The following is a 25,765-nucleotide window of genomic DNA, read 5'->3' on the forward strand; positions in this document are numbered from 1 at the left end:
TGGGGTTTTAGGGTGTTGGGTTTTTAGGGTTTTAGCTGAAATTCCCCATTTCCCCATTTCCCCATTTCCCCAACGGCTTGCTGCTATAATCTCTGAATATCCTCAAATTTTATGAAAACTTATTAACAGATACTTGACTTTATGCTAAAAATCAAGGAAAAAAAACCAATAATTAGCATCGGTTCCATAACTGCGGCGATCTTGCTCAGTTTAACCCTAATTCCTGCCGCTATGGCCAAGGATGTACTTCTGAGAGTGGGCATTGTCCAACGTTTTGGCGATGAAGCCAAGGAAAAATTAACCCTGAGCAGTACCAGTGGTGATAATCTCACCCTGCGCGTGGTAGGAGAAGATGGCCAATCCCAAACCCTGCAAACCAATCGCCTACAATTAGAAGTTATTCCCCGTCCCCTTGCTTCTCCCATCCTCCAAGAAAAAGTCATTTTAAGCGACCACGCCACCTTTGAAACCGCCGAAAATAGCGCCAAAAACTGGGCAAAAATGGGCATTAAAGTGGAAATCACCCAACCCGGACGCTGGCAGGTTTGGGCAAAGCGAGAAGTTTATGAAAATCCCCTAGTGCGACATTGGTTGCTGACCAGTTTGCAAGCCAAAGGCTACAATCAACCCTATATTAATAGTGTTTTACTCAAAGAAAAGCCGCAAGTTTCTTTCCAAATCAACGGGGTGCGCTATTTTCCCAAAGAATTGGAAATCGAGAGCCAAAAAAACCTGATTCAAGTCAGCCATAGCCCCGATCAGGTACGTTTGTACGGTGGGACTATGCGCCTACAGCCCAACGCCTACGGCACTTTTACCCTAGTTAATAACGTTCCCCTCGAAACCTACCTGCGTGGGGTTGTCCCCCACGAAATCGGTCATGATGCCCCGGAAAGTGCCACCCAAGCGCAAACTATTATCGCCCGTACCTACGCCCTCCGCAATCTCCGCCGTTTTCAAGCCGATAATTACGAACTCTGTGCCGATACCCATTGTCAAGTTTATTATGGATTGACGGGAACTAATCCCCGGGCTGATCAAGCGATCGCAGCTACCCAAGGACTGGTTTTAACCTACCAAAATGAGTTAGTGGATGCCCTTTATTCCTCCACCACCGGCGGAGTAACTGCCCTCTTTAGTGATGTGTGGGATGGGGAAGAAAGACCTTATCTCCGGGCAGTGGTGGACTCCCCTAATCGAGTTTGGGATCTGTCGAAACAATCCCTCGCTAATGAGACAACTTTTCGCCAGTTTATTAATCTTAAAGATGGTTTTAATGAGACGGGACGACGGGTTTTTCGCTGGCAAAAACAAGCTTCTTTAGCTGATTTGAGTCAAGACCTAGAAACCTATCTAACACGGCGAAAACATCCCCTGGCCGACTTCCAGAAAATCCAATGGATGGAAGTGACTAAACGCTCTCCTTCCGGTCGGATTCTGACTATGACCATTCAAACCGATAAGGGGATTTTGGAACTGCATAAAAATGAGGTGCGTAGTGCCTTAGGACCGCCTCGCAGTACCCTATTCTACATCGATCCTATCTACGATACCAATCGACAGATCCAGGGTTATAACTTTATTGGTGGCGGTTTCGGCCACGGGGTAGGATTAAGTCAATTTGGTTCCTATAATTTAGCCCGTTTGGGTTGGTCTCCTGAACAAATTCTCGCTTTCTATTATCCCGGTACCACCATCCAACCTCTCAATAATTCGATTATCTTTTGGCGAGGAAATTAATCAGTTATCAGTTATCAGTTATCAGTTATCAGTTATCAGTGAACAGGGATATCAGGAGAAAAAAATGTTCGACAAAAGCTCACGCCGAAGTCTGGCGGCTGACGGCTAAAAAATCGCCTTCATCTATTTGACTAAATTTTACATCGGTAAACGCTGAATATCTCGGTTAGAACCAATTACCACCATGGCTAAATCCTTGTGTAATCTTTCTTGGGGATTGGGGTTAATCTTGAATTTTTCCGCATTACCGACAGCGACAATATTTAACCCATAACGATTACGAATTTCTAACTCTGCTAGGGTTTTACCGTGAAAAGCCTCCGGGACTTTTAACTCGACAATACTATGTTCGGGATCGAGATCAAATCGTTCTAAAATTGATGGTCTAGTTAAACGGTGCGCTAACTCACAACCAGCATCGTATTCGGGAAACACTACTAAATCTGCGCCAACTTTTTTGAGTAATTTTCCATGGATTTCTGTGGAGGCTTTAGCGGCGACAAAATTAACCCCTGCTTCCTTACAATTGAGAGTAGTAATGATACTTTCTTCCACGTATTTACCAATAGCGACAATCACCGTATCGGTTTCAAAAATTCCCGCTTCTCGCAGAGCGTTAGGTTTGGTAGAATCAAGCTCGATCGCATTATCTACTATTCGATCAGATAACGCTTGTGCTACTAATCCTTCGTCAATATCTGTCCCTACCACTTGATAACCTTGTTTGCGTAGGGTTTCACAAACGGCTCGCCCAAATCTGCCTAATCCGATGACGGCAAATTGGCGATTTTGGGGACGCATACTACTAAAAAATTTAATTGATTGCATAAGAAGTTAAACTGTTACGCATTTAAAATGCTAGTGTCAATGAGTGAGGAGACAAGAGAAACTGATAACTGATAACTGATAACTGATATTAATTATCCCACTAAAAGGTTTTCTTCGGGGTAATTAATAACTGTTGGTTTCGGATCGCCGATAATGGCCGCTATTAAAAGTATAACTCCTACCCGTCCAAGATACATCATAAAAACGATAATTAACTTAGAAATCGGTGATAAAGCGGCGGTTATTCCCATAGATAAGCCGACAGTTCCAAAGGCAGAAACTACCTCGAAAAATAGTTGAATCATTTTAAAATCTGTCTCCACAAATGAGATAGCTAGGGTGGAGATAATAATCGCTATAACTGAACCAAAAACCACCGCCATTGACTTTAAAATTAACGGCATAGGAATGCGTCTTTGATAAAGAGTCACTTCTTCACGTCCCCGTAAAACCGAGCGGGTACAGTTATATAAAATCCTAAAAGTTGTGGTTTTAATACCTCCCCCTGTACCGCTAGGACTGGCTCCTATAAACATCAAAGCCATGGTAATTAATAAACCTTCTACGGAAATTTTACCAATATCAATGGTATTAAATCCTGCTGTTCTCGATGTTACCGATTGGAACCAAGCACCCAGCAATTTATCTTTCAGTGATAAATTAGCCAAAGTGTCACCATTTCCCTGTTCAGTAAGTAAAAAAGCCAAGGTTCCTATCACTAATAAAAATATAGTTGTGCTGATAGCAACTTTATAGTTAAGAGAAAAAACAAAGCCTTTTCGTTTATATTGAAAGCGGTAAATAAACCAAGTGTAAAACTCGATAATTACCTGATAACCGATACCTCCAAAAATGATCAGTCCTGTGATAGATAAGTTAATAATAATTGAAGAATGATAGGACATCAAGTTATCTTTAAACAAGCCAAAACCCGCATTATTCCAAGCACTAATACTATGAAATAAAGATAACCACACCGCATATCTAAAATCATACTTTTGGGCGAAGACAGTTAACATAACAAAAGTTGCTGTTAACTCAAAAACTAAAGTAGTAGCAATCACTGATTTCATTAAACTTTGACTACCTTGTAGAAAAGGTCGATCAAAAGATTCTTGAATTGCTAACTTCTGTCTCAGGTCAAATTTTCGCCCAATTAATAACATTAAAAAAGTGGTAGTGGTCATATATCCCAGTCCACCCACTTGAATTAATAAAGCGATAAATAATTGACCCCAAAAAGAAAAATAAGTACCCGTATCTACCACTGCTAAACCCGTGACACAGACAGCAGAAGTGGAGGTAAAGAGGGCAACAATTGGATCATTCCAAGTGCCGCTAGTGGTAGAAACAGGCAACATTAACAGGGAAGTTCCCGCTAAAATTACCGCCATAAATCCCAAGCAAATTGTCCGGGCAATCGTCATATAAATTCCTTAGTGAAAGTAGCTAAGAGAAGAATGTTTTTGAGCTAACACTTCTTGATAAACTAACTGTAAGCGATCGATATTTTTGCTAAGAGTGTAAGAGTCTAAAACTCTTTGACGGGCTTTTTGACCTAAAATTGTGGTTAATTCGGGATGATCTCGTAATACAGGCAAGAGAGTTTTTAATTGGGTAATTAGTCCTCTAGTATCTAGAACTATTCCCGCACCTTTTAACACTTCCCCATCGGCACCCACATCCGTAGCCAGACAAGCAACACCGCAGGCCATCGCTTCCAAAAGGGAAATCGATAAACCTTCCACTAAAGAGGGTAAAATAAAGCCGTCAACCCCGCGCAGAATTTCAATTCGTTTATTTTCATCGCCGATAAAACCTAACCAGATAATACCATCTTCTTCCCCATAAAAAGGTTTAAGGGAAGGAGTTAACGGACCATCTCCAACAATGAGCAGTTTGCATCTATCCCCTAAATTGGTTTTTTTCCAGGCTTTCAATAAAGATTCTACATTTTTCTCCGGCATGATCCGACCGAGATAAATAAATAAACAATCGGCATTATATTGAGATTTAATATTCGAGGTGCCTGGACAATACTTATTAATATCAACCCCATTGGGAATAATTGCTAATTTTTCTTCGGGAACTCCCAATTTAACTAAAAAATCCCGTTGAGAGGTGGAAAAAATAATTACTTTATCGTAATTAGCTAAAAAAGGGGCGTGTAGTTGGTAGGTTAATAATTGGGTACTGGAGATGAGATTGCGAATTTTACTATCAAAAGCCGGGTGAAAAGTCGCCACCAGAGGCAAATCTAAAGACTCACAAATTTCTGGTAGTAGAAAATCAAGGGGAGACAGGGGTAAGGACGCATGAACTAGATCGGGTTTCAGTTCCCTGAGTTTATCCTGTAGAACCCGACTCGATTTCAGGGTGGGAATAGTATAGACTTGGGAACTATAGAGACGTGGCAGGGTGATTTCGTCGTAAAAGTCGGGCCAATCGCTTACGGTGGGTTTTTCGGAAGAAAAATGCAGAAAACTGACTTGATAATCTCGATCGAGCAGGGAATTAGTCACTTCTCGCCCATAGGTAACGTTACCGCAAAAAGGAGATTTTTTTCCTAACCAGGCAATGTGCATTGAGATTCTCTTAAGAAAAAGTTAATTTAGCCAAATATCAGCTTACTAAATTAGCCGTAAAATTAAAAGCGAATAGAGTACCTAAGCAAAATTAATTACCCATCTAAGTCCTCAGCTAAAAATTGCCTTTTGCAAGAGTGCCTATTTGATAGTTAAAATTCTCGGCTTTTTACTGATTCACCGAGGACTTGCGACGACGACAGCGTTCTGAACAGTATTTGACCTCATGCCAACAGTTTTGCCACTTTTTGCGCCAAGTAAAGGATAAACCGCAAACGGGACAAATTTTACTGGGAAGATCGGACTTCGAGAGCTGACGTGCCATGATTAAAATTAAAAAGTCAAAAACTGCGCCTTATCTATGAGTGTAGATGAAAATAATCCGAGTTCCCCACTCGATCGCCTGAGAATTATTTTAGTTGAACCAGCTGGAGCCTTAAATGTGGGTTCCACTGCCAGAATTATGCGGAATATGGGCTTAAGTCGCTTAATTATCGTCAATCCCGCCTGTGATATCCTTGCAGAAGAAGCGCGACGCATGGCAGTACACGGAATTGAAGTCCTAGAAAACTGTTCACAGGTAGCCACCCTGGGGGAAGCTTTGCAGGGTTGTCATCGCATCATTGCCACCACCTCGAAACCCCGTCACCTGAATACTCCCCTCGAAACACCCCGGACCGCCTTACCCTGGTTACTCACCCCTAACCTAGAATCGGCCCTAATTTTCGGGCCAGAAGACCGGGGTTTAAGTAACAGCGAACTGAACCACGCCCAGCGTTTTGTCGGTATTCCCGCTAATCCTCAATATTCCTCCCTTAATCTGGCCCAAGCGGTGGCGGTTTGCTCCTACGAACTGTACCAAATGGCGACGGAAAATAGGCTCGAACCCCCGTTAGAAATGCTCCCTAATGCCACTTTTGAGGCTCTAGAAGGCTATTATCAGCACTTAGAGAGCTTTTTGCTCAAAATTGGCTATCTTTACCCCCACACCGCCGCTGCTAGGATGGAGAAATTCCGGCAATTTTATCATCGGGCCCGGCCCACGGTGGAGGAATTAGCCCTGCTGCGGGGTATTATCGGTCATATTGAAAGTATCGGGCAACTTTTTCTCGGTCTTGATAGTCTCAAGGGCAAGAAAAAAAATTCTCCTAGCGACCGATAATAAATCTGGATACCCTTGAGGAAAACCGTGACTCGTCAAGTAACTCGTCGTCCTACTAAAGTCCAATCTGGCCCTGAGTCCCCTAGGTCCGTGGACTCAAACAATAACAAAAGGCCTGTGCCAGTTAAAAAGGCAAAAAAACAGCGTAAACCCAACCTAATCGCTTCTTTTCTCCTTCAGGTTCTTCGCTTCTCTATCCTTGGTGTCGGTTTAGGTGCGATCGCTGGTACGGTTTTAACGGTGGTGGATCCGAGCAAATTACCCCTACACCCAAAACCCACCGCTACTAATTCCCCGACTCTCAAACTCGTCACCCCAAAACCGACCACCTTAGTCTTAAACGAAAATCTCAGCAGCCTTAACCAGAAATTACAGGCTTTAGCGGTCAAATATCCGAAATTACAGGCGGGAGCATTATTTATTGACCTTGATAACGGTGCTTACGCTAATTTTCGCGGAGATACTATTTTTGCTGCCGCTAGTACGATTAAAATCCCGATTCTGGTGGCCTTTTTTGAGGATGTGGACGCGGGGAAAATTCGTCTCGATGAAACCCTTGTGGCCACTAAGGATGTCCTGGCCAGTGGGTCTGGGGATATGCAGTATCTAGGATTGAATAAAACCTATACTGCCCTAGAAACCGCCACTAAAATGAACGTAATTAGCGATAATACCGCTACTAATATGTTAATTAAGCGGATGGGCGGCAAAAAGGCTCTTAATCAGCGTTTTCAAGCTTGGGGTTTGACCAGTACGGTAATTAATAACCCTTTACCAGACTTGGAAGGAACTAATACCACAAGTCCGAGAGATTTGGTGACAATCTTAGGAAAAGTTAATCAAGGGGAATTACTTAGTTTACGTTCCCGAGATCGTCTATTGAATATTATGCAGGAAACGCGCACTCGCACCCTGCTGCCCCAAGGTATCGAGAAATCCGCCGATATTGCCCATAAAACCGGTGATATTGGCTCAATGTTAGCGGATGCGGGGATTATTGATATGCCCAACGGGAAACGCTATCTAGGAGCAGTGATGGTCAAACGTCCCCACAATGATAGTAACGCTAGGACTCTGATTCAACAAATATCGCGCACGGCCTACCAACACTTTAAATGGTATCAAACTCAACCCGCAGCCAAACCGCAACCAGTCGCCCAGTCTTCTCCCTCTCCTAGTCTGGTCCTTAGTCCTAGTCCGGGTAATTAGCCCCTAGGTTAAATTATTGGCTAAAAGACGGGCTAATTGTTCGGCATTTGCTCGGGGGGAAAGACGAGGGAGGATTTTTTCCCCCGTGGCCAGTTTTTGACAGAGAACGGGGATTTCGTACTGATAAGCGTTAAACCAATCCTCTCGACTGGTAATGTCCCTAATTTCTAACTGCCACTCCGGTTGACGGATTTTTTCTAGTTTTTCTAGCAACCCTTCGCAAAGATGACAGTCCGGTTTACTGTATAAAATTAGTTCTATGGTAGTCATAAATATTTATGTTCATTACCTCCACGATTAGTCTCTCATCAACAATTCTACAAACTCCCACACCCACACCGACTTTAAATAATAATTTAGTTAATTCAGGTTCTCAAAATCTAGTCTATATCGGTGTGTTTCTTCTGGCAATTACCCTAGTCATGGTTATTGGTATTATCAATCAAAAAATTGAATACGCTCTCATTTTTGCCGCCACTCTCACCGTTATTTTAGTTGCTTTTTTCTGGTTTTTATAAGTCCTTCAACCAAGGGGATTGAGGTCATGATATTCTGACTTCCCCAACCGACTCCTAACACCCTATATACAAGCAAAACGATCGGACTTATAATATAATTGTATTGATTGTGGCTTGTTGCTAGAATCACCCCAAATTGACTCAATGGGTTTATAAACGATGACAACCCTAGATATTGCTACCGATATTGTCTGTCCTCCCACCGATTTATGGAGTGATGAACCACCCTTGGAAAGTGATCTGCATTTACAACAAATTATTTTATTATTATCTTGTCTTGATTGGCTCTGGCAAGATAGAAACGATTACTATGCTTCGGGCAATGTGACTATTTATTATAACGAAAGACAACTAAAACAGCGAGATTTTTGTGGACCAGATTTCTTCGTGGTTTTAGATACAGAGAAACGTCCCCGGAAAAGTTGGGTTGTCTGGGGAGAAGGGGGTAAATATCCCAATCTAATCATTGAAATTCTCTCCGATTCCACCGCTAATGTGGACAGAAAAGCCAAAAAGGAACTATATCAGCATACTTTTCGGACTCCTGAATATTTTTGGTTTGATCCCAATACCTTAGAATGGCAAGGATTCACTTTAATCGAGGGACAATATCAACCGATTACCCCCAATGAAAACGGTTATTTATGGAGTAAGCAACTGGGATTATATTTAGGGATTTTTGCCAATAAATTGCGCTATTTCACCGAATCAGGTGAATTGGTTCCCACCCCTCAAGAGTCGGCCCGACAGGAAAGATTAGCCAAAGAACAGGAAAGATTAGCTAAAGAACAGGAAAGATTAGCCAAAGAAAGAGAACAACAACGGGCGGAAAAATTAGCCCAAAAGCTGCGAGAATTGGGCATTAATCCCGATGAAATTGCTTAAATATCCGCTTGGGGGTGTTAGGGTGGAAACTATGGCGCAATTTTTTCTTAATTGCTAGGCATTAAAACGAGTAATCCGAAACTCTGACTCTAGCCTAGAAGTCATGGCAAAATCTCCACACTGATGTTACAATAATGACCAAGGGCAACAATCTTCAAATATAATTAATGCCATGGTGCAAAAAATAGCTTTTTTTAATCATAAAGGTGGAGTAAGCAAAACTACAACCACTTTTAACCTTGGTTGGATGCTTGCTGAGAAGGGCAAAAGAGTAATTATTGTCGATACCGATCCCCAATGTAACTTAACTGGTATGGCTTTGGCTAAAGAAAGTGAAGATAGGGAGGAAAGACTACAAGCAATCTACAATACTTACTCTAATATTAAAACAGCTTTAGCGCCTGCTTTTGAGTCTCAACCGAGATTAATCGAAGCTGTGGAATGTATTCCTATTGATGGTCGTGATCGTTTATTTCTATTGCCCGGTCATGTGGGATTAGCTGAATATGAAGTTACCCTAGGTATTGCTCAAGAACTTAGTGGGTCAATTCAGGCTTTAAAAAATCTCCCCGGTGCGATTACATATTTATTAGACAAAACTGCCGAAAGATTTCAAGCTGACTATATTTTAATCGATATGAGTCCCAGTTTGGGGTCAATCAATCAAAATATACTGATGACCAGCAACTTTTTTATTGTGCCAACCACAGCGGATTTTTTCTCGGTTATGGCTATCGATTCTTTAACTAAAATATTGCCTAAGTGGCACCAATGGGCTAAGGCAGCTAGTGCTTTACCAATTCTCAAAACAGCCAACTATCCCTTCCCCGAAGTTAACCTACATTTTTTGGGAACTATTGTTCAGAAATATCGAATCATAGGTGGCCAAGAAACAAAAGCTTTTCAAAACTGGATTAACACAATCGAGAAAAATATTGGCGATAAAATGATTCCAGCCCTAGGGAAAAATGGCATGATGCTACCGAAATTTATCTACGATCAGAATGGTGTACCGGCTTGCTGTACTCTAGTAAAAATACCTGATTTTAATAGTCTTATTGCCTTATCTCAAGAGCATCAAACGCCCGTTTTTGCGCTAACTGCTGAACAATTAGGATGGCAAGGTACAGTGTTAGATCAAGCCCAAGAAAAACAAGAGGACTTTAAAAAGATTTTTTCTGACTTAGCAGACAAAGTTATCGGTCTTACCTCCGAGATTTATGCAGTTAGCCATTGAACAATTTCGCCTTAGCATTGCCCGCGTTCGTGACTTGATCGCTATCCACAATTCCCTCAAATCTCAGGCTACTTCCGCCCTAGATGTATCGGATATCCTCAGAGCCGCTTTAGTCCTGACTGTGAGCGCTTTAGATTATTATGTTCACGAAGTGGTTACTCTAGGAATGCTAGAAATTTATCGAGGCCAACGTTCAGAACCTTCTCCCACTCCTAACAGTTCTCAATCTGCCTTTTCTCGTTTTCAAGTCTCCTTGAATGGCGCACGACAAGAACGATTGATAGCTATTAGTATTGGCTCTTGGTTAGAGAACGAAATTCAACAAAACTACGGTTCTTTTTTTGGTCAAGAATCTCGCTCAATGGCTCTTCTGGTTTCTGTGTGGAAACGAGGTCTATACTGATAGTTTCTTCGACAAAATAGTCCTAAAAGTGTTACCCGATAAGCATTTCACGATTCCATAAGCAAAAATTATCACACAACCGAGGTACTACCAATGATTGAAAATCTCCTCACCAACAAACTTAATAGTAATTATTGGCTAGAGACTGAAATTAGAGAAAACCTCAGATATAAAAGCTATCAACAACCGAACAAGATAGCGGATGCCATTAGACTAATTTCAGCCAAGGAATTGTGGAAAGAAGTGGCCAGCAAACTAAATAAACCAGCCAAAGATATTAAAAGCCAACTTAGCATAATTGTTGATCGAAGGAACAAAATCGCCCACGAAGCTGATATAGACCCGAGTTATGGCATTGGCAGTCGCTGGAATATCGATGAAAATCTCGTTAATGATGCCGTTACCTTTATAGAACAGCTTGTTGAAAATATCCATCAGGTACTTGAGGACATCCACTAGCCGAGAATTTCCCCGGCAGTCCAGCAATAAATACTTATGATTTCTCAGGGAATTATAACAATTATTAAATAATGTGTAGTTTTGTATACTGATGTCAAGAACTTAGCTACAATATCAAGTGGCGTAAGATATATAGAGATTAGCTAGTGAGTCGGCATCAAGACAGTCAAACTGACCGGAAACGAGAAGAAACACAGTTCACTCCTTACAGTGCAGAAGCGATCGCTCAACAATACCGTTACAAACCTTGGCAATTGTTCGGTCGCGCTTTCGTGATTACTTGGTCTTTAGGATTATTTCTCCTCAGTCTCCTCTGGGACAAATGGACAAAGCAAGAAGAAGCCAATAAATACAGGCGTGCCAGCGAACTTAGGCAAATTCTCACCCGTTTGGGTCCCACCTTCATCAAAGTCGGTCAAGCTCTCTCTACCCGCCCCGACCTCGTTCGCAAAGACTTTTTAGACGAATTAGTTAAACTGCAGGACCAACTTCCCCCCTTCGATAACGATATCGCTTTTGCCCTTATCGAGACAGAATTGGGGATGCCTGTAGAAAAAGCCTATCGAGAAATATCCCCCACCCCCGTGGCTGCCGCTAGTTTAGGACAGGTTTACAAAGCTATTCTACCCACCGGCGAAGAAGTAGCCGTTAAAGTGCAAAGACCGGGGCTGCGGGCGCTTTTAAGCCTCGATTTATACCTAATGCGCTGGGCTGCCCAAAAATTTGGTCGTTTATTACCCCTCAATCTCGGCCATGACCTCACCTTGATTGTCGATGAATTCGGCACCAAACTCTTTGAGGAAATCGACTATCAAAACGAAGGTTGCAACGCTGAAAAATTCGCCACCAACTTCCAAAATAACCCTGAAGTTAAAGTTCCCAGTATCTACTGGCGTTATAGTGGTCGCCGCGTCCTCACCCTGGAATGGATTGATGGCTATAAACTCACCGATACCGAGAATATCAAAGCTTTAGGATTAGACCCCAATAGTATCGTTAAAATCGGCGTAACCTCCGGATTACAGCAACTCCTCGAACACGGCTTTTTCCACGCTGATCCCCACCCGGGTAATCTTTTCGCCACTTTTGATGGTCGCATGGCCTATATTGATTTTGGCATGATGGACCAGTTAGAGGAGGAAACTAAAGAAACCCTCGCTAGTTGCGTCGTCGATTTAATTAACAAAGACTACGAAAACCTGGCCGCCAACTTTGTCAAACTGGGATTTTTAACCCCAGAAACGGATATAAAACCCATTATTCCGGCTCTAGAACGGGTTTTAGGCAATGCCATCGGTCAAAGGGTCGGTGACTTCAATTTCCGCACTATTACCGATGAGTTCTCCGAATTGATGTACCAATATCCCTTCCGGATTCCCGCCAAATTCGCCCTGATTATTCGTTCCCTCGTCACCCAAGAAGGGGTGGCCCTTACCCTCGATCCTAACTTCAAAATCGTCCAAGTGGCCTATCCCTACGTCGCTAAACGTCTCCTGACCGGGGAATCGCCTCAACTGCGCCGGCGTTTACTGGATGTACTGTTCAAAAACGGTAAATTCCAGTGGCAACGCCTAGAAAACATGATTACAATGGCTCGATCGGAAAGTAACTTCGATTTACTGCCCACAGCGCAATTAGGCATCACTTTTCTTCTCTCGGAAGAAGGTCGTTATCTGCGTCGTCAATTGCTATTAGCTTTAACGGAAGATGACCGTCTCCATACTGCCGAAGTGCAACGTCTCTGGAGTTTAATTCAAGGAGAATTGCAACCGCGGCGACTCTTGGATGTGGCCATGAGCGCTTTTCGGGAATTATCGTCCCAAGGTGTGGCCGCTGTCCTTCCGCGAGAAACCAGTTCGCGTTAAAGTGTTTAAGGTCATCATCGGTTAATCACTTTTTCTATGGATTATTATTTTCTGCCCCAACCACCCTATTTTCTAGTTTTTGCCGGTTTATTTATCGGTATTACCTGCGGGGCTGCTTTTGAAGCTAGTCTCAAGCAAGTGGTTAACAATTGGTATAAAAATAAGGGTTCAGACGATCAAAATCTTTTAAAATCCAGTTCCTTACAAATTCCTTTTATTGGTATTTGTGTAGGAATCTGTCTTTTCCTGGCCTCGGGATTAGATATATTTATTCTCAATGGTTGGGTTGCCTACGCTATCTCTCTCCCGATGACTATCTTTATCGGTGGTCTGGTTTGGAGTCAGTTAGGGGAATTGTTAGGCCAATTACAGCGCGGCGGTTCTAAAGAAATTGACCTCGATTATCGGGGATAATTACGAGGCAGCAAACATTTAGGACTAAGATAATAGGTGTTAGCAGATAGGAAAGATCAACTCCCCCACAACTAACACCAAAACCCTAGTTATACCCAATTTTCCAGCTATTTTGGCCCGCGATTTTAGATGCAAAAACCTTTAGCATGGCATTGGCGATCGCTTCCTCTGCATCAGCGCACTGGTTCCGAGGTTTTTGCTTGCTTATTCGCCCAAGATGCGATCGCTACTTTACTAGAAAGTCCCTATCCGGGTAATTCCCTCTCCCGTTACTCTCTTTGTGCTGGTTCCCCGCGTCAGCTTTGGACCCCTGCATTAGGGGAAATTTTGCCCTTTTTAAGCAGTTTACTCCCCCAACCCCGATGTGGTCATCTTCCCGATCATCTTCCCTTCCATGGCGGTTGGTTGGGGTGGTTAGGCTACGATTTAGCTTGGGAAATAGAAAAATTACCCGACAGGAAAGCTGATACTCTCCCTTTTCCCGTCGCTTATTGGTATGAACCGGATAGTTTTGCCATTCTCGATCACCAAGCACAAATTCTCTGGTTAGCTGCCACTAAACCCGAAGATTTAGATAAATACGAACAATCTTTAACCACTAACCCCGATTTTGAGTTTATCGATCCCCAACCCTCTCCCTTAATCTTTTATACTTCTCAACTCGACTACGAAAAAGCTGTTAAAAAAGCCTTAGATTACATCAGAAAAGGTGATATTTTTCAAGCAAATTTATCCCTAAGATTTCAAAGCACAACTAAGGCAAAAGGATGGCAAATTTATCGCAGTTTACAACAGATTAATCCTTCTCCTTTTGCCAGTTATTGGCGCACCCCTTGGGGAGAAATGATTAGTTGTTCTCCCGAAAGATTGGTGAAATTAGAAAGGGGAATAGCCAGCACTAGACCGATCGCTGGAACCCGTCCCCGGGGTAAAACCGAGGCACTCGATCGACAATTGGCCGAGGAACTATTAACTAATAAAAAAGAACAGGCCGAGCATATTATGCTAGTGGATCTAGAACGTAATGATCTAGGTAGAGTTTGTGAATGGGGATCGGTTTATGTGGATGAATTACTGACGATCGAGCGTTATAGTCATGTTATGCACTTGGTCAGTAATGTTCAAGGAAAATTAGATAAAAAGTATCATGCTATTGATTTAATTAAAGCTCTTTTCCCCGGGGGAACAATTACCGGTTGTCCGAAAGTTCGTTGTCTAGAAATTATCGAAGAATTGGAACCGGTGCGACGCAATTTATTCTATGGTTCCTGTGGCTATATTGACCTACGGGGTCATTTAGATTTGAATATTCTCATCCGTACCCTATTAATGACTAATCAAGGGAATTTAAACACCGTTTGGGGACAAGTGGGAGCGGGAATAGTTGCCGATAGCGATCCCGAAAAAGAATGGTTAGAATCCCTTCATAAAGCTGAGGCACAATTAATCGCTTTACGTTCTTTTTAATTGTTGATTTCAACAAACTAACCTATTGTTGCATCTTGCATGAGTGCCTTTTGCCTTTTGCATGAGTGCCTATCCTAACCAAGAAATTAATTTGGCACGACTACTTACTTTTTACCTTATCTGCTATTTTGTAGGATAGCTTCCGATCTTGAACCCTATTCATGAATCAAATTTCTATCGCCGTTACTTTTTTTCTTAGTTTAGTCTTGACCTCGCTTCCCTTTTTACTTTTGGGGACAGCCGTTTCCAGTTTTTTGCTGGTTTTCGTCAATAAACAGCGATTAGCGGCGATATTTCCCCGTAATCGACTGTTAAGAGCGATCGTTGGCAGTACAATCGGATTAATCTTACCCGTCGGACAATACGGCAGGATTCCCGTCGCTAGAAGATTTTTATTAGAGGGGGTACCCCCAGGGGTGGTGTTTAGCTTTCTCACCGCTGCACCTACCCTAAATATCGTCACTCTTTGGCTAACTTGGCAGACTTTCACCTATTCTAGTATTTTCTTCTATCGATCGCTTTCGGTGTGGTTAATGGCAATTTTTATCGGCACTCTCTTTAGTTTCTATCGGGAAAAACCCCGCACCGATAGCGAAATTCCCCTAGAATCGAGTTTAGTTCTTTCCGGTAGTTTTTTACCGGAGGAAGCAGCCAGTCAACCCCTACAAAGAGTCGGCAGTCTTGTTTATGAGTATAAAACTAGAGATAGGCAAGCTTGGCCAATTTCTGTGCAGTTATTTCTCGATAACTTTATCGATGAAGCACTGGAATTAGGGGGATTATTAATTATTGGCTGTGCGATCGCTAGTATCTTTCAGTTATTATTACCTCAGAGTCAATTAATTGCCTGGGGGAATACTCCCGCTACTCAAATTCTCGTGCAGTTGTTTTTTGGTTTCACTCTCCCTGTTAATGCCAGTCTTAGCACTTTTGTCCCCGGTTCTTTAATTACTAATCTGTCCGTGGGTTCCACTCTAGCTTTTTTACTGGTCGCTTCCCTCATTGATATTAAAGCTTTTATCCTTCTCCTATCAGCTTTCCGTCCTAAAATCGTCCTTTATTTCGGAATTTTATGCCTGTTAATGAGTTTTTTAGTGGCTCTGATCCTCAGTTTTTATCTAGGTTGAATTTCTTCCGGGTCAAAAAAATTTTCTCTTGACAAAAGCCCCTTGACATGATACTATATTCATAATGGAAAATCCGTGCGCCTACAAGCCCTATTTTCCCAAGCATTTAAACTCTAACTCATCCTGATTCTGCTTGCTGGAGTTGCGACAACATAGTTTTATAGTTCTCACTCCACCCACCTACTGAGAGGTTCAATAAGCATCTTTTCGATGAATACTACTCAATATGATAATAAGCATTTCTTGATCTTGAATTTTGTAAATGATGCGATAATCCCCTATTCTAATTCGGTAGGTTTCATCATATCCTTTGAGTTTCTTGACTCCGCTAGGACGAGGTGTATCGGTAAGTAGTCTAATGGCAGTAATTAAGCGTTCGCGTTGTTGTTTGGGTAAGTTGTTTAGTTGTTTTTGAACTGGTTTCGGAATAATAACTCTGTAGTTCACGCTTGAGTTGCCTCATATTCTTCGAGGGTTAGATAGTCTCCTGCTTGATAAGCTGATTCAGAAGCGATTATGTTAGCTTGCTCTTCTTCTGTAATTTCTATTGCAGTATGTCGTTCTTTGATAAAGAGCAAAAAGTCAAGTAATTCAGTCAAAAGGGTGTCAGGTGTCTGCTCGATTTCTTTAATTAGTTGTTCTTTGAGTGTCATAGCTTTATCAGTTATCAGTTATCAGTTATCAGTGATTAATTCAATCATAGTCGATGATTGGTGGTGGGTTACTGGACTAGGTAATAGGTGTAGGGGTAATTCATGAATTACCCCTACAATCGGCTAGGTTTTTCTGGATGTTGTCAAATTTTCTCTTGACAAAAGCCCCTTGACATGATACTATATTCATAATGGAAAATCCGTGCGCCTACGAACCCTCTTTTCCCAAGCATTTAAACTCTAACTCATCTTGATTCTGCTTGCTGGAGTTGCGACAACATAGTTTTATAGTTCTCCATAATTGTTTGGGTATGGGGATGATTTTTCCCTAATACTTGGGTAGCAATCTTAATCGCTTCTAGATAGAGAGGTTCCGCTTCTGTGTACCTGCCTTGGGAATTGTACAAGTGTGCTAAATTGTTGAGGGAAAGTGCCACATCGGGATGATTGTCTCCTAAGAGTCGTTTTCTCAAATCTAATGCTTCTAGAAGGAGAGGTTCCGCTTCTGTGTACCTGCCTTGAGAATGGTACAATCCTGCTAAATTGTTGAGGGAACTTGCCACATGGGGATGATTGTCTCCTAAGAGTCGTTTATCCAAATCTAAAGCTTCTCGATAGAGAGGTTCCGCTTCTGTGTACCTGCCTTGGGAATCGTACAATGCTGCTAAATTGTTGAGGGAAAGTGCCACAGAGGGATGATTGTCTCCTAAGAGTCGTTTATACAAATCTAATGCTTCTAGATAGAGAGGTTCCGCTTCTGTGTACCTGCCTTGGGAATAGTATAATGCTGCTAAATTGTTGAGGGAAGTTGCCACATGGGGATGATTGTCTCCTAAGAGTTGTTTTCTCAAATCTAAAGCTTCTAGATAGAGAGGTTCCGCTTCTGTGTACCTACCTTGGGAACGGTACAATGCTGCTAAATTGTTGAGGGAAGTTGCCACATGGGGATGATTGTCTCCTAAGAGTCGTTTTAACAAATCTAAAGCTTCTAGATAGAGAGGTTCCGCTTCTGTGTACCTGCCTTGGGAACGGTACAATGCTGCTAAATTGTTGAGGGAAGCTGCCACATCGGGATGATTGTCTCCTAAGTGGGTTCGAGTTGCGGTTAAACAATCTTGATAGTAGGGTTCAGCAATAGCATACAATCCTTGTCCTTCATAATACCGAGCTAAACCCGTATAGGACGAAACTAAATCCTTATCAGCGATATATTCCGGATATTCCCTGACAGCTTGTTCAATATGGGGAATTAAGGGAGTCAGATTTTGAATAATATCTAGAGTGAGAGTTTGGGGGACTGTTCTCGATGTATCTGTCATCACCGTACAATAACGACTTTTTGCGGTATTGGCTATCTCGGAACCTTCTAATTTTTCCCGTAGATAAAGACGGATGAGGGGATGCAGTTGATACCATTCATTGCCTAAAGATTTCAGCAAATTAAGCTTAACCAAGCTATCGGTTAACCATTTTTCTATCTCGTCTTTAGCTTCATCAGAAAATAAACTGATGATTAAGTGCTTGGGAAAAGGTGCCGAAGCAAATAAACTGAGACAAAGAGCTAATTTTTGTTCTTCTGTTTCTAACAGTTGCCAACTGAGATCGAGAATTGTTTTAATACTGCGGACTTCCTCCTTATCAGAGTTGAGATATTTTAAGCCTTTTTTGGGGAATTTTTCCTTGATATTTGCTAAAGTTTCAGTGGTTGCTTGTCTCAGAAAACTGCCTAGTAATTGTAATCCTAGAGGCAAATATCCTAAACACTGACAAAGTTGCTTGGCTGCCTCTAACTCCGCGGTTAGACGTTCTTTTCCTAAGTAGGTTTGCAGTAAATCTAAAGCTTGCGCTGCTGTGAGAACATCTAAGTTTATCGTTGATAGCGATACCCCTAAGTAACTAAAGCGAGTGGTAATTAAAACCCGAAAACGAGATTCTTTTCCCGGTGGTAGATAAGATGTAATTTGGTCGTAGTCACGCACATCATCAAAAATAATTAAAGCATTTCCCTCGGGCCAATTTTGCCAACAGTAACGCACTCGTTCACTTAAGGTTCCCTGATTGGGGATGTTTAAACCCAGGTATTCTCTGGCAAAAAATAAAATAGCCAAACCGGGGTCACTGTTAAGGACATTTATCCAACAAATACCCGCAGGATAATCCCCTTTATGTTGCCAAGCATACTGTAAAGCTAATTCAGTTTTTCCCGAACCTCCCATCCCACTTAAAACAATTGGGGAAGATTGCTGAAAAGCTTGATGAATCCGGGATAATTCCTGTTCTCTACCAACAAAGTTAACTGCTGTTCCTGGTAAATTATAGGGATCATGAACGGTATTTTTATCGGTAAATAGCTGATTATAGTTGGTAGCTTGGGTTGAATTTTCTGTTAAAAATAACCGCAGGAAAAACCAAGAATTTAAATCTGGCATATAGAGAATAACTTTGTTAGTAAAATCATGATTCATCCACCAAATTTGTCGGAGATTAAAGCGAGCTAAATTTTCTCGATTGAAATTAATTAATTGCAAGGCATCTACTAGGGAAGCATTAGAAAAAGCGGTTTCAAAACCAGTAATTGATACTACTCCCGACTCCAATTCTGCCAATTGTGTTAACAAGAAGTTCAAGACAAAAGAGGGTTTTTCCCATCTTGGTAAGACAATTTTATGAAAAATAATGCCTTGTTCTTGCAGTTTATTCTCTAATTCTCTAACTACTTGCTGACGGGAAAAATCATCATAAAATTCCACCCTAGCTAAACCTCTAGATGGTCTTCGTCCCCATAATAGCAAACGAGCTGCCGTATGGGAAATAGTACCCGGTTCTAACTCCGATCGATTAGTTTGATTAACTTGATGTACCACCGGGGACACCTCCATCGGGACCAGTAGGAATATGACCTTGAGCATTTAAAATATCAACCACAAGGGGATGCACCATAAAGCATCTTTCCCCGTCTCCATCTACTTCTTGAATCGCTCGATCATTTAATAAAGCGTATAATATCTCATTGGGAATTTGTGCTTCCGGATTAGCATCATAAATTCGTTTTAACAATGCTACCTTATCCCCATAACTAACAGAATCGATATCATAAGGATTTTGGCCTAAACGTCTTTCATATTCTGTTCTTAAACTGCGAATTGCCCTGCTAATATGACTAGACATGATCAGGTTTTGTTTATTGACAATTGCTTCATCAGAAGCTTCTCTAACTAAATAAAATAAATCTCTGATATTGCCACCAGAGGCAATAATAACCCGCTCTATTTGTCCATCTTCAAATAAATTAGATTTAACTCTTGCTTCTAAAACTTTTCTCACTGCTTCCCGTCCTTTTTGGTTAGGAGTATGATCTTTTTGGCAAAAAACTGGAGTATCGGGAATCAGGAGATTATGGTCAAAAGTGAGGTTAATCCCAGGAGATGAATTATACAATCCAATCGGAATATTAAAAATAATGTGAATGTCTAAATCTTTGAAAATGTTAGAATAGTTTAAAAATAAATCCCTGACCGCTTCTTGTGAAACACCAGCTTTATCGAAGTCTTCTCCAATAATTAACCAGCTTCTCTGCATAGTTTCCTGTAAGTTCTGATTACACTCTTTCAGGAGTTGATTAGCAATATTAATTAAATCTCTGGAACGGGAAAGACGGTATTCAACAACTTTTTTCTCTCGCGAGGAAGCAAACCGGAATTCTCCCTTGAGAGAGGCAAAAAGTCCGAGAATTTTATTCCAGAAAGAATCTTCCTTTACTCCCGCTCCTGCTTCCGTTTTGATTTGACTTTCTCTGGTTTCCTTGCGGGTGAATTCTTCAGAACTAAACCAATCCCAAAGCTTTTGTAAATTTTCATTACTGGGTTGTCGAGAAATTTTAGCGGTTTTCTCAACAATTTCCACCACCATAAAGAGAAACACATCAAGGGGACTGAAATTAATCGCATCGAGTTCACTTAAAACACTAAATCGCAGGGGTTCAAAATGCTGTTTAATCTCATGATCATTAATTAAACGAGTTAATTCTGTCGATTTGCCTACCCCCGTGTGTCCCATTAAACAGGCTTTGTAATATTGTTGCGTATCTATGACCCGTTTTAACCCTAATTTTAGACGCTGAATTTTATCTTCCCCTCTCACCTTATTCATTTCTTCTCGATAAAAAGCATCTATTTCCTTCTGAGTTAATAGGGGTTCAGGAGATATAGTTAAATGGATTTCATCAAGAGTAGTCGCAGGTTCAAAGCGAGTCAGAGAGGGGTGTTGCATAGAGACAGGAAAAATCATTCTCTGGAGATACTTTTTATTATATAAGTAGCTGGTTATAATTAAATTAAAAATGGATTTTAGGTTCGATCCCCCCTAGCCCCCCTTGATAAGGGGGGAAGCCGAAGGCGGGGGGATCCCCCCTTAATAAGGGGGGCATCTGAAAGTTTTTAATACCCACCTAATTATTCAGCAAACCATATTTAAGCGGGAAAAATCCCCTTTTGTGTAGTCTATGATACTGTTTTTGGGATTGAGATCGTCTAAGTTCAAGGAAATTGCTTCTAGGGTTCCGATTTAAGCGTCCTTAAATGTCAGGTCCGAGAGGAGCAAGCTAGTCTTAAATGATCGGATCAAAAATTTTTTCCATCTAAGCTGGCTACACGGCGGGATAAAAGCCCGGGAGACTTTAAGGGTAACTGTTTTGAGGCAGTGTCTTTGAAGACTCCCGGGTTATTGTATTTTGAGGTGAAATGATGTCCGAGGAATCTACTTTTCAAACCCCGCATTTAACCGAAGCTGAACAGGCCCTAGAAAAAGAACGCCATTTGCCCCTAACCGGTTGGCAACAGGAAGTTTCTCAGGGGTTAACCTACGGTTTAGAGGCGGCCGATAGTATTCGCGATCGCAGTATTCCCACCTTTTCCAGGGGTGAGTTACCCCACTATGCGGGAATTAACACCTTTATGAAGGCCCCCTATTTGGAAGATGTGCGGAATGTGGGCAATTATGACGTGGCCATCGTCGGTGTTCCCCATGATTCGGGGACAACTTACCGACCCGGAACTCGTTTTGGACCCCAGGGAATTCGGCGGATTTCGGCCCTTTATACGCCCTACAATTTTGAATTAGGGGTAGATCTGCGCGAACAAATTACGCTCTGTGATTTAGGGGATATTTTCACCATTCCTGCTAATAATGAAAAGTCCTTTGATCAAATCTCTAAAGGGGTTGCCCATGTCTTTAGTTCCGGTGCCTTGCCGATTATTTTAGGGGGTGATCATTCTATTGGTTTTCCGACAGTGCGGGGTATTTGTCGGCATTTAGGGAATAAAAAAGTTGGTATTATTCACTTTGATCGCCATGTGGATACCCAGGAAACGGATTTAGATGAACGGATGCACACTTGCCCCTGGTTTCATGCCACCAATATGAAAAATGCTCCCGCTAAAAATCTCGTCCAATTAGGGATTGGTGGTTGGCAAGTTCCCCGTCAAGGTGTTAAAGTTTGCCGCGAGCGGGCCACTAATATTTTGACCGTCACCGACATTGTAGAACGAGGCATTGATGCGGCCGCCGAATTTGCCTTAGAACGAGCTTTAGATGGTACGGATTGCGTTTGGATTAGTTTTGATATTGATTGCATTGATGCCGGTTTTGTCCCCGGCACGGGTTGGCCAGAACCGGGGGGTTTATTACCCCGTGAAGCCTTAGCTTTATTGGGTAAAATTATCCAAAAAGCTCCCATTTGTGGTATGGAAGTGGTGGAAGTTTCCCCTCCCTACGATATTAGTGATATGACCTCTTTGATGGCTACCCGTGTTATTTGTGATGCCATGGCTCATCTGGTTATTTCAGGTCAATTACCGCGTAAAGAAAAGCCCTATTATATTCATCCTGATGCCAATCTGGCCGTTGACGAACCCTGGCAGTAATTTCCTATGCACGAAACTGATATGACCAAGGCGTTAATTATGACAGTTCGAGATTGGTATGATAGCCAACCTGAAAAGCTCAAAATTGAAAAAATTCATCTCATGGTTGGTGAATTTACCTGTGTCGAACCGGTCAGTTTACAATTTGCCTTTGAAGTTCAAACTGCCAATACTTTTCTGGCTGGCGTGGAATTAGCGATTAAAAATATTCCCCTAATTGCTTATTGTCATTGCTGTCAAAAGGATTATCAACCCCAAATTGGCCAGCAATATTCCTGCCCAACTTGTCGATCGCCGATGGAGGATATTCGTTCAGGTCGAGAGTTAAAAATTGACCACATTGAATATTCTTTAGATTCTTAAACAAAGTTGGGCGATCGCTTCTACAAGTTCGATGATCAATTATTCATTCTCAACTAAAATGCACCAAACTTTTGACGCGGCCCTAGAAATTAATCTACTTCATGCCAATCAAGCAGGAGCCGATCACAACCGGGAACATTTTGACGAGTGGGGCATCACCTGTTTAAACCTGATGAGTAGTCCTGGTGCGGGTAAAACTGTATTATTGGAAAAAACCCTCGCAGCCTTAAAAGATCAATTAAAAATGGCTGTTATTGAAGGAGATATGACTACAGAACTAGATGCAGAGCGCCTGAGACAATATGGAGTTCCCGTGATTGCCATTAATACGGGTCGCTCCTGTCACTTAGATTCCAAAATGGTAGCTGGGGGAATTCATCGTTTCAAAGAAGATTATAACCCCAAAGAGTTTGATTTATTGTTGGTGGAAAATGTGGGAAATTTAGTTTGTCCCGCCGAATTTGAGGTAGGGGAACACGCTAAAGTTGCTCTATTAAGTATTACTGAAGGAGAAGATAAACCCCTCAAATATCCAATTATGTTTCAAGAAGCGGATTGTCTGATTATTACCAAATTAGATCTGGCTCCTTATTTAGAGATTGATTTACAACGTTTAGAAGCAAATGTTCGTTCTATGAATCCCGATGTAAAGATTATCGCTCTTTCTGCTCAAACAGGAGAAGGTTTAGAAGACTGGTTAAATTGGCTAAAAAGCCAAGTCAATATTCCGAGGTTTTTGAATTGTTAATCAGTAACAGTTTTTGAGATTTATTTCTGTTTTAATTAGGTAGGTGTTAAAAATTCTCAGATTCCCCCCTTATCAAGGGGGTATCCCCCCGTCTATTAGCACCCCCCTTATCAAGGGGGGATTAAGGGGGGATCAAAGGCAAAATCTATCTTCGTTACTTACTATCTGTCACCTCTAAAGGCTATTAGGCTATTACCTATGAAACGGCGCAATTTTTTCTCCTTACTTCTCGTTTTTTTTAGTAGCTTACTCCTGACCATTAGTTGTAATCAAGCTCCTCAGCAAACCCCCAATGCAAGTAGTTCTCTGAGTAATACTGCCCCCATTGTCATCGGTTATAGTAATTGGGCCGGTTGGTGGCCATGGGCGATCGCTGAAGAAGAGGGATTATTTGCTAAAAATGGGGCTAATGTTCAAATGAAATGGTTTGATGGTTATCTTGAATCCTTGCAAGCTTTAGCTGCCGGACAATTAGATGGAAATAGCCAAACTCTCAACGATACAATCGCTTTTGCGGGAGATGCAGTGAATGGTCAAGTTGCTGTTTTAGTTAATGATAACTCGTCAGGAAATGACAAAGTTATTGTCACAGAAGAGATTAAAACGATTCAAGATTTAAAAGGCAAAAAAGTTGCTGCTGAAGAAGGCGTTGTCGGTGATTTTCTCCTCAGTTTAGCTCTAGAAAAAGAAGGAATGAGCCGTAAAGATGTGCAAATTGTCCCCATGGAAACAGGGTCTGCTGCTGCCGCTTTTGCATCGGGAAAAGTAGATGCAGTTGGTGCTTTTCCACCTTTTTGGTCAACAGCCCTTAAAAGAAAAGGTTCTAAAGAATTAATTAGTTCCAAAGCTTTTCCCGGTGCTATTCCTGATTTATTAGTTGTCAGTGCCAAATTAATCAAAGAAAAACCAGAACAGGTTCAGGCTCTTGTCAAAACCTGGTTTGATGTTCGAGAGTTTATGGCTAAAAATCCCCAAAAAGCCGATGAGATTATGGCCAAGCGTGCCGGCATTAGCCCAGAAGAATTGGCCTTATATAAAGAGGGAACGAAGTTTTTCACCTTAGAAGAAAACCTAGAAGCTTTTAGTCCGGGGAAAACCATGAAAAATATGCCCTTTGCCGCTCAAAAAATGGCTGGTTTTATGAGGGAAGTTGGCTTTATTAAAAAAGTCCCCGATCTAACAACCATTTTAGAGCCCAAATTTGTCAAGTCGTTGGCAAATCAAGACAAAAAATCCTAATTAGTCCCTCGATCATTGACTTCAAGAATTGTTTGATAACTGGGTGATATTGGCTATCAAAATTATTCTTTTCTTTGGCAAATCCCATGACCACAACACCTAAAACGCTTCCTCAAAGCACTTTTTGGCGGATTACCGAGGATATTCCCGAATCCCTCAAATGGACTTTAATGGTTTCCTCTATTATTGTCCCGCTTATTTTCTGGTTACTAATCTCTAGTTTTGCGGGCATTGAATCCGTATTTTTGCCTTCTCCTTTAGCCGTTATTCAGGCCTTAGGAAAATTGGCAGAACAGGGCTTTTTAATTCAAGATACTATTACCAGTTTTTTACGAGTAGTTGGGGGCTTTTTTTTGGGAGGATTGTTTGCTATTCCCCTGGGGATTTTAATGGGAACTTTTCCGAGTATTCGTAGTTTAATGGAACCGATCATTGGCGTTGTACGTTATATGCCCGCTCCTGCTTTTATTCCCCTATTGGTTATTTATTTGGGTATTGGAGAAACATCAAAAATTATGCTGATTTTTATCGGGACAATTTTCTTTAATACCCTGATGATTATGGATGCAGTTAAGTTCATTCCCCGTGAATTGATCGAAGTAACTTATACCCTTGGAGGAACTCGAAAACAGGTTTTATTTAAAGTGATTACTCCCTATATTATTCCTAATATTATTGATACTTTTCGGGTTAATATGGCGGCCGCCTGGAATTTGGTAGTAGTGGCGGAATTAGTGGCGGCGGATAATGGATTAGGCAAACGGATTTTATTAGCCCAGAAATTTCTGAGAACCGATGAAATTTTTGCCTGTTTAATTGTCCTAGGAATTATTGGCTTTGCCCTAGATTTAAGTTTTCGTTTGTTTTTGCAGTGGACTTGTAAATGGTCAATTACTCGTTAACTTAAAAACTCAATAACAGAGTTGATTATGTCACCAATAA

26 protein-coding genes and 1 riboswitch are annotated in these 25,765 nt (G+C 41.6%); of the genes, 17 read left to right on the forward strand and 9 right to left on the reverse strand.

All coding sequences use genetic code 11. The annotated features are described in order from the left end of the window. Positions 1 to 141: 141 nt before the first annotated feature. Positions 142 to 1,740 (forward strand): SpoIID/LytB domain-containing protein, encoded by a 1,599-nt coding sequence (locus EWV60_RS14610; protein ID WP_272104102.1) that lies wholly within the window; start codon positions 142 to 144, stop codon positions 1,738 to 1,740. A 138-nt stretch (positions 1,741 to 1,878) separates the two neighbouring features. Here the strand turns inward: EWV60_RS14610 and EWV60_RS14615 are convergent, their stop codons facing one another. The 4 genes from EWV60_RS14615 to EWV60_RS14630 form a co-directional block, all read right to left on the reverse strand. Then, positions 1,879 to 2,568, reverse strand: coding sequence for a potassium channel family protein (locus EWV60_RS14615; RefSeq protein WP_002732601.1), 690 nt, complete (start codon positions 2,566 to 2,568; stop codon positions 1,879 to 1,881). A gap of 92 nt (positions 2,569 to 2,660) precedes the next feature. Continuing rightward, positions 2,661 to 3,995: a TrkH family potassium uptake protein gene (locus EWV60_RS14620; protein ID WP_002733049.1), complete on the reverse strand. Its 1,335-nt coding sequence runs from the start codon at positions 3,993 to 3,995 to the stop codon at positions 2,661 to 2,663. Between the two features lie 9 nt (positions 3,996 to 4,004). Next, the gene (locus EWV60_RS14625; RefSeq protein WP_287233014.1) at positions 4,005 to 5,153 is read right to left on the reverse strand and encodes a glycosyltransferase family 4 protein; all 1,149 of its coding nucleotides are present in this window, start codon (positions 5,151 to 5,153) and stop codon (positions 4,005 to 4,007) included. A 169-nt stretch (positions 5,154 to 5,322) separates the two neighbouring features. Next, positions 5,323 to 5,478, reverse strand: a complete 156-nt coding sequence (locus tag EWV60_RS14630) for a DUF2256 domain-containing protein (protein ID WP_002777610.1) — start codon at positions 5,476 to 5,478, stop codon at positions 5,323 to 5,325. A 36-nt stretch (positions 5,479 to 5,514) separates the two neighbouring features. Here EWV60_RS14630 and EWV60_RS14635 point away from each other — a divergent pair, with 36 nt between their 5' ends. Together EWV60_RS14635 and EWV60_RS14640 are read left to right on the forward strand one after the other, a co-directional pair. Next, positions 5,515 to 6,315, forward strand: coding sequence for an RNA methyltransferase (locus tag EWV60_RS14635; protein ID WP_002746411.1), 801 nt, complete (start codon positions 5,515 to 5,517; stop codon positions 6,313 to 6,315). Between the two features lie 27 nt (positions 6,316 to 6,342). Then, positions 6,343 to 7,524 carry a serine hydrolase gene (locus EWV60_RS14640; protein ID WP_287233017.1) on the forward strand — a complete coding sequence of 394 codons (1,182 nt, stop codon included), beginning with the start codon at positions 6,343 to 6,345 and terminating at the stop codon, positions 7,522 to 7,524. 3 nt (positions 7,525 to 7,527) lie between these two features. Here EWV60_RS14640 and EWV60_RS14645 read toward each other — a convergent pair whose 3' ends face one another. Beyond that, positions 7,528 to 7,794, reverse strand: coding sequence for a glutaredoxin family protein (locus EWV60_RS14645; RefSeq protein ID WP_002750529.1), 267 nt, complete (start codon positions 7,792 to 7,794; stop codon positions 7,528 to 7,530). Positions 7,795 to 7,802: 8 nt separating this feature from the next. On the opposite strand from EWV60_RS14645, the gene EWV60_RS14650 reads away from it, so the two are divergent. The 9 genes from EWV60_RS14650 to EWV60_RS14690 all read left to right on the forward strand — a co-directional run bounded on the left by EWV60_RS14650 (position 7,803) and on the right by EWV60_RS14690 (position 15,899). Next, positions 7,803 to 8,042: a hypothetical protein gene (locus EWV60_RS14650; protein ID WP_002750530.1), complete on the forward strand. Its 240-nt coding sequence runs from the start codon at positions 7,803 to 7,805 to the stop codon at positions 8,040 to 8,042. Positions 8,043 to 8,201: 159 nt separating this feature from the next. Further along, positions 8,202 to 8,927, forward strand: a complete 726-nt coding sequence (locus tag EWV60_RS14655) for a Uma2 family endonuclease (RefSeq protein WP_287233019.1) — start codon at positions 8,202 to 8,204, stop codon at positions 8,925 to 8,927. A 172-nt stretch (positions 8,928 to 9,099) separates the two neighbouring features. Further along, positions 9,100 to 10,164, forward strand: coding sequence for a ParA family protein (locus EWV60_RS14660; protein WP_287233021.1), 1,065 nt, complete (start codon positions 9,100 to 9,102; stop codon positions 10,162 to 10,164). After that, positions 10,148 to 10,567 (forward strand): hypothetical protein, encoded by a 420-nt coding sequence (locus tag EWV60_RS14665; protein ID WP_287233023.1) that lies wholly within the window; start codon positions 10,148 to 10,150, stop codon positions 10,565 to 10,567. The genes EWV60_RS14660 and EWV60_RS14665 overlap by 17 nt, the downstream gene beginning before the upstream one ends. Positions 10,568 to 10,660: 93 nt before the next feature. Further along, positions 10,661 to 11,026 (forward strand): HEPN domain-containing protein, encoded by a 366-nt coding sequence (locus EWV60_RS14670; protein WP_287233025.1) that lies wholly within the window; start codon positions 10,661 to 10,663, stop codon positions 11,024 to 11,026. Between the two features lie 146 nt (positions 11,027 to 11,172). Next, a complete protein-coding gene (locus tag EWV60_RS14675) occupies positions 11,173 to 12,891 on the forward strand; it encodes an ABC1 kinase family protein (protein WP_016516864.1) in 1,719 nt (572 codons plus the stop codon). Between the two features lie 36 nt (positions 12,892 to 12,927). After that, positions 12,928 to 13,305 carry a hypothetical protein gene (locus EWV60_RS14680; protein WP_002734118.1) on the forward strand — a complete coding sequence of 126 codons (378 nt, stop codon included), beginning with the start codon at positions 12,928 to 12,930 and terminating at the stop codon, positions 13,303 to 13,305. Between the two features lie 129 nt (positions 13,306 to 13,434). After that, the gene (locus tag EWV60_RS14685) at positions 13,435 to 14,772 is read left to right on the forward strand and encodes an anthranilate synthase component I (protein ID WP_287233028.1); all 1,338 of its coding nucleotides are present in this window, start codon (positions 13,435 to 13,437) and stop codon (positions 14,770 to 14,772) included. Between the two features lie 161 nt (positions 14,773 to 14,933). Then, positions 14,934 to 15,899 (forward strand): permease, encoded by a 966-nt coding sequence (locus tag EWV60_RS14690; RefSeq protein WP_287233030.1) that lies wholly within the window; start codon positions 14,934 to 14,936, stop codon positions 15,897 to 15,899. A gap of 192 nt (positions 15,900 to 16,091) precedes the next feature. Here EWV60_RS14690 and EWV60_RS14695 read toward each other — a convergent pair whose 3' ends face one another. The 4 genes from EWV60_RS14695 to EWV60_RS14710 all read right to left on the reverse strand — a co-directional run bounded on the left by EWV60_RS14695 (position 16,092) and on the right by EWV60_RS14710 (position 20,821). Beyond that, positions 16,092 to 16,346: a type II toxin-antitoxin system RelE family toxin gene (locus EWV60_RS14695; RefSeq protein ID WP_002746390.1), complete on the reverse strand. Its 255-nt coding sequence runs from the start codon at positions 16,344 to 16,346 to the stop codon at positions 16,092 to 16,094. After that, positions 16,343 to 16,552: a hypothetical protein gene (locus tag EWV60_RS14700; protein WP_002760925.1), complete on the reverse strand. Its 210-nt coding sequence runs from the start codon at positions 16,550 to 16,552 to the stop codon at positions 16,343 to 16,345. The genes EWV60_RS14695 and EWV60_RS14700 overlap by 4 nt, the downstream gene beginning before the upstream one ends. Before the next feature lie 245 nt (positions 16,553 to 16,797). Further along, positions 16,798 to 19,431, reverse strand: a complete 2,634-nt coding sequence (locus tag EWV60_RS14705) for a tetratricopeptide repeat protein (protein WP_287233043.1) — start codon at positions 19,429 to 19,431, stop codon at positions 16,798 to 16,800. Further along, on the reverse strand, positions 19,400 to 20,821 hold the full coding sequence (locus EWV60_RS14710; RefSeq protein WP_287233033.1) for a hypothetical protein: 1,422 nt from the start codon (positions 20,819 to 20,821) through the stop codon (positions 19,400 to 19,402). The genes EWV60_RS14705 and EWV60_RS14710 overlap by 32 nt, the downstream gene beginning before the upstream one ends. 270 nt (positions 20,822 to 21,091) lie before the next feature. Continuing rightward, a riboswitch (guanidine-I (ykkC/yxkD leader) is annotated at positions 21,092 to 21,226 on the forward strand. Positions 21,227 to 21,294: 68 nt separating this feature from the next. Here EWV60_RS14710 and EWV60_RS14715 point away from each other — a divergent pair. From EWV60_RS14715 to EWV60_RS14735, 5 genes are all read left to right on the forward strand, one after another. Continuing rightward, on the forward strand, positions 21,295 to 22,473 hold the full coding sequence (locus EWV60_RS14715; RefSeq protein WP_287233034.1) for an agmatinase family protein: 1,179 nt from the start codon (positions 21,295 to 21,297) through the stop codon (positions 22,471 to 22,473). Between the two features lie 6 nt (positions 22,474 to 22,479). Beyond that, the gene (gene hypA / locus EWV60_RS14720; protein ID WP_002760929.1) at positions 22,480 to 22,836 is read left to right on the forward strand and encodes a hydrogenase maturation nickel metallochaperone HypA; all 357 of its coding nucleotides are present in this window, start codon (positions 22,480 to 22,482) and stop codon (positions 22,834 to 22,836) included. A 58-nt stretch (positions 22,837 to 22,894) separates the two neighbouring features. Next, positions 22,895 to 23,584 carry a hydrogenase nickel incorporation protein HypB gene (gene hypB, locus EWV60_RS14725; protein ID WP_002734828.1) on the forward strand — a complete coding sequence of 230 codons (690 nt, stop codon included), beginning with the start codon at positions 22,895 to 22,897 and terminating at the stop codon, positions 23,582 to 23,584. A 198-nt stretch (positions 23,585 to 23,782) separates the two neighbouring features. Continuing rightward, entirely contained in the window at positions 23,783 to 24,823 is a 1,041-nt protein-coding gene (locus tag EWV60_RS14730; protein WP_287233037.1) for an ABC transporter substrate-binding protein, read from the forward strand. Between the two features lie 86 nt (positions 24,824 to 24,909). Beyond that, on the forward strand, positions 24,910 to 25,725 hold the full coding sequence (locus tag EWV60_RS14735; protein WP_002777588.1) for an ABC transporter permease: 816 nt from the start codon (positions 24,910 to 24,912) through the stop codon (positions 25,723 to 25,725). The last annotated feature ends 40 nt before the right edge of the window (positions 25,726 to 25,765 follow it).

The organism is Microcystis sp. Msp_OC_L_20101000_S702 (assembly GCF_007095705.1).
GTDB classification, from domain to species: Bacteria; Cyanobacteriota; Cyanobacteriia; order Cyanobacteriales; family Microcystaceae; genus Microcystis; species Microcystis ichthyoblabe_A.